Source organism: Kitasatospora sp. NPDC038210, from assembly GCF_055600605.1.
Genome location: NZ_JBVJYK010000074.1, coordinates 1 through 4,159 on the forward strand (window position 1 = coordinate 1; position 4,159 = coordinate 4,159).

Genomic DNA, 4,159 nt, shown 5'->3' on the forward strand with positions numbered 1-4,159 from the left:
AGGGGGGACCCTGTGGGAGAGTAGGACGCCGCCGAACAATCATTGCTGAAGAACCCCCATCCGGATTCCGGATGGGGGTTCTTCGCGTTTCCGGGCCTTTTCGGCCGTCGGTTCACTCGTCGTCGGACTGCGGTTCCTCCGTCGGCTGCTGTCCCTGCGCCTGGGCCGCGGGCCCGGCTGCCTCGGCCGTGGCTCCGGCTGTGGCAGCCGGTGCGGCGGGGAGTTCGGCGGTGCCCCAGGCCGGACGGTTGAGCCACTTGTCGGCGGTTGTGGTGAGGCGGGCGACGCCGGTGCCGTCCGGCCGCATGCTGTACAGGTCGGCGCCGGCGCCCGCGGGGGCCTGGGCGAAGACGATGGACTGACCGTCGGGGGCGAAGGCGGCGGCTCCGTAGAAGGCGTCGGAGGGCGCGGGGGTGAGGGCGCCGATGGCGGTGCCGTCGGGGTGGATGGTGTAGATGCCGCCGCCGGGGGCGTTCTCGGGGCCGGCCGGGTAGGTGGTGAAGAGGATCCGGGTGCCGTCGGGGGACCAGTCGGCGCGGTCGCCGGCGCGCAGTTCCCAGGGGGTGAGCTGACGGAGCCCGGTGCCGTCCGCGCTCACGACGTAGATGGCGCGGCTGTTGGCGGGCTGTCCGGTGGCACTGGTGCGGTACTCGAAGGTGAGCTGCTTGCCGTCGGGGGACCAGCTGGGGTTGCTGACCGAGCCGGAGTAGGGCTTGTCGTTGGTGAGGAAGGTGAGCCGCTGGACGTCGGTGCCCTCGGGGCTCATCAGGTAGAGGTCCGAGTACTGGGAACGGGTCTTGTCGGCCGGGTCCTGGGCCCCCCAGGTGCGGCTGAAGGCGAGCTGCTTGCCGTCGGGGGAGAAGGCGGGGGCGCGTTCGTCCTCGTTGGCGCAGTCGGCGCCGCCGCTGGAGCTGTCGCAGAGCTGGCTGATCTGGTGGGCGCCCTCTCCGGAGGTGGCGACCGTCCAGAGACGGGCGACGCCGCTCTGCGGGTCGGTTCGGTCGAAGGCGACGGTGGCGCCGTCGGGGGACCAGTCGGGGCGGTCGTCGCGCGCGCGGTCCGGGGGCTGGGTGATCTGGTGCTGGCCGCTGCCGTCGGGTGCGAGGGTGACGATGGCACTGGTGCTGCGGGAGGCGTCGGTGTAGGCCCGGCTGACGATCAGTCCGTTGTGCGCAGTGACTGCGGCGGGTGCTCCCGCTGCTGCGTCGACCACGGCGGACGTCGGCTCGGGGGTCGCGGTGGGGGACTCCGGCCGGATCTCCGCGAGGGGGATCTCCCCGGGCTCGGCCCCGCAGCCGGTGAGCAGCGCACCCAGAAGCAGAAGGCCCGCACCTGCGCTTGCGCGGGTGCGGGCCCTGCTCGTGGGTGACTGCCCTGTGCCGGTGATCCGTGCCATCTCCGCCTCCGACCTCTGCGATCCTTGCCGACCGCATCGACGTGTGCCCCCGTCGCCGATTCAGGACGAAGGCCCCTGAAAGGAGCTGTCACTGTGTCAGAGGGAGGGTGTCGAGCGCCGGGCGACACGCGACGGATCGCGTTCGCTCGGCCGCACGGAGTAACCCTGCGGAGTGACCGCGGGGAACAACCGTGCGGAGGACCGGGCCGGAGTGCGGACGGAGCAGCGGGAGGCGGGAGGGGTCAGCCCCGGGCGGCGCGGCGCTCGGCCTTGGCGAGGGCCTCCGCCTCGTCCTCGGCCTCGGCGACCTCCAGGGTGGGCGCCGTTCCGCCGAGCTGGGCGGGCAGCCACCAGGTGTCGTCCGGGCCGGAGGGCTTGCCGGGGTACTCGCGCTGGGCCTGGTCGAGCATCTCGCTCATGGCAGCGCGGAGTCTTCTGGTGACCATGACGGGCTTGTCGTCCGGCCCGAGGTGAATCGGTTCGCCGATCATGATCGTCACCGGCACGTGGCGCTTGGTCAGGGTCTTCGGGCGGCCCTTGGTCCAGAGCTGCTGGGTGCCCCAGAGGACGACGGGCAGCAGCGGTGCGCCGGAGTCGGCGGCCATCCGGGCGGCGCCGGTCTTGAACTTCTTCAGCATGAACGAGCGGCTGATCGTCGCCTCGGGGAACACCCCGACGACCTCGCCGGCCTTGAGGGCGCGCACGGCGGCCTCGTACGCGGGCTGGCCGTCGGTGCGGTCCACCGGGATGTGCTTCATGCCGCGCATCAGCGGGCCGGAGATCCGGTGCTTGAAGACGTCGTCCTTGGCCATGAAGCGGGTCTTGCGCTGGCCGCCGCGGTAGGCGCCGAGGCCGGCGAAGAGAAAGTCCAGGTAGCTGATGTGATTGCTGACCAGTACCGCTCCCCCCCTGGCGGGGATGTGTTCGGCGCCCACGATCTTGATCCGCACGTCGAGCGCGCGGAAGGCGGTGAGTGCGGCGCCGATCACCGGCGGGTACACGAACTCTGCCACGGTCAGTCCTGACTTCCACGGGCCGGAGCCCGGTTCGGCGGGGTCCCGCGACGTTGCGCGGCCGGTGCCGACCGGAGCACGGCACGCCGCGGCGGTCACGGGTGATTCACGGAGATGATCCCCCGAACGAGTGCCTGCTGTCACCTGAGGCGTGCGGTCAAGCCGATTTTCCCGGTGTGATCTCCGTGATGAATTGCTGCGGGAACTTTTCCGCTGCCCGGGCCTGGCTGTCGTGGGGAGCGGGCCGCAGGGGGCGGGCCGGTGGTGGCGGCCGGGTCAGGCCCCGGCGGTGAGGCGGCCCTGGGCGCGCCGGACGACCGGGTAGAGCTCGCAGCCGACGCAGTAGCCGAAGGCGGCGTTGAGGAAGGCGGCGGCGAGGCCGGCCGAGGTGGCCAGCAGGCCGAGCCAGGTCACCCCGGTCACGTGCCCGAGCACGCCGATCGCCGCGAACACCATGAGGATCCCCTGGCCGAAGCGCAGCGGCCGCTCGTCCTCGGTCTCGGACGGCGGGGCCAGCCGGGGCAGGACGAGGATCCGGAAGATCCAGTCGTACGGGGAGAGGCGTAAGCCGCCGAGGGCCCCGAGGGCGAAGACGACGGCCTGGCCGGCGAGGAGGGCGCTGCTGCCGGTGAGGAGGACGACGATCAGGACGGCCGAGGTGAGCGCGGCGGAGAAGCGGGGACCGCGGGGGTCGGTCTGCACGGGGGCTCCGGAGGGGTCGCGACGGGCGGCAGCGGCGGGCGGTGGCGACTGGGGCGTCAGCGACTGCGGAGGTCGATGGCCCGGCCCGGGGCGGTGACGCGGCGGGCGGTCGGCAACGGCGGTGAGGAGCGCTCGGAGTCCACCGGCCGATCGTACGCGGCCCGCCCCGGGCGGTCGACCGTCTTTCGGGGGCCGCCCGGGCTGGCGCAGACTGGGGGGATGACCGGGCTGGTGGTGTGCGTCGTCGTGCTGGCGCTGGCGACCACGTTCGGGCTGCTGCGGGCCTGGCACGACGGAAGGATGAGGGTGGGCTCCAAGGACGGGACGGTACGGCTGTCGGAGGCCGAGCTGGGCGGGCCGCTCGGCTCGCGGGCGACGCTGGTGCAGTTCTCGACGGTCTTCTGCCAGCCCTGCCGGGCCACCCGGCGGGTCCTCGCCGAGGTGGCGGGCATGGTCGAGGGGGTCGAGCACGTCGAGGTGGACACCGAGGCGCGGTTGGAGTTGGCCCGTCGCCTGGAGATCCGGCGGACGCCGACCGTCCTGGTGCTGGACGCGGACGGCCGCGTGGTGCGCCGGGCGGCGGGGCAGCCGCGCAAGGCGGACGTGATCGCGGCGCTCGGTCAGGCGGTCTGAGGAATCCCCGTCGGGGTGTCGACCCGTGGCTGCGGTTCCCCGCCGGCGCGGAATCCGGTCGCGGTCGGTCCGCCCCGTCGGGTGGAGTCGGCCCCCGCCTGGGGCAGGATGGGCGCAGGCGGCGGGCGCGGTTGCCCGGCGTAAGCTACTGGCCAGTAGTGACCACTGGGCTACCGGCGAGTATGCTGCCAGGAAGTTCCGGACCGGCACGGGAATTCGCTGCCCGGAGCGGGTGTGTTCCGTGTTCGCGCCCGCTTGCACAGCCGCAGCCGCCGGACGAGACCAGTACAGGAGACAAGGCCGTGAGCTTGAGGATCGTTGTCTGTGTGAAGTACGTGCCGGACGCGACGGGTGACCGTCGTTTCGCGGACGACCACACCACGGACCGGGAGGGCGTGGACGGCCTCCTGTCGGA

Annotated in this window: 4 protein-coding genes and 1 pseudogene; 2 read left to right on the top strand and 3 right to left on the bottom strand. The window is 72.8% G+C overall.

The genetic code is table 11. The features are described from left to right. Positions 1 to 112: 112 nt before the first annotated feature. From ACZ7KX_RS42570 to ACZ7KX_RS42580, 3 genes are all read right to left on the bottom strand, one after another. Complete coding sequence (locus tag ACZ7KX_RS42570) at positions 113 to 1,396, bottom strand: hypothetical protein (protein WP_470331325.1); 1,284 nt, start codon at positions 1,394 to 1,396, stop codon at positions 113 to 115. 242 nt (positions 1,397 to 1,638) lie between these two features. Further along, on the bottom strand, positions 1,639 to 2,409 hold the full coding sequence (locus ACZ7KX_RS42575; RefSeq protein WP_470331326.1) for a lysophospholipid acyltransferase family protein: 771 nt from the start codon (positions 2,407 to 2,409) through the stop codon (positions 1,639 to 1,641). Positions 2,410 to 2,685: 276 nt separating this feature from the next. Next, on the bottom strand, positions 2,686 to 3,111 hold the full coding sequence (locus ACZ7KX_RS42580; RefSeq protein WP_396553973.1) for a DUF4395 domain-containing protein: 426 nt from the start codon (positions 3,109 to 3,111) through the stop codon (positions 2,686 to 2,688). 219 nt (positions 3,112 to 3,330) lie between these two features. Between ACZ7KX_RS42580 and ACZ7KX_RS42585 the strand changes: the two genes are divergently transcribed. After that, the gene (locus tag ACZ7KX_RS42585; protein ID WP_350526844.1) at positions 3,331 to 3,744 is read left to right on the top strand and encodes a thioredoxin family protein; all 414 of its coding nucleotides are present in this window, start codon (positions 3,331 to 3,333) and stop codon (positions 3,742 to 3,744) included. Between the two features lie 302 nt (positions 3,745 to 4,046). Continuing rightward, positions 4,047 to 4,159 (top strand): annotated as a pseudogene (locus ACZ7KX_RS42590) (electron transfer flavoprotein subunit beta); the annotation flags it as partial.

Bases quoted from the DNA above. Each gene is read 5' to 3' on its own strand.
- ACZ7KX_RS42585 (WP_350526844.1), top strand. From the start codon at position 3,331: ATGACCGGGCTGGTGGTGTGCGTCGTCGTGCTGGCGCTGGCGACCACG.
- ACZ7KX_RS42570 (WP_470331325.1), bottom strand. From the start codon at position 1,396: ATGGCACGGATCACCGGCACAGGGCAGTCACCCACGAGCAGGGCCCGC.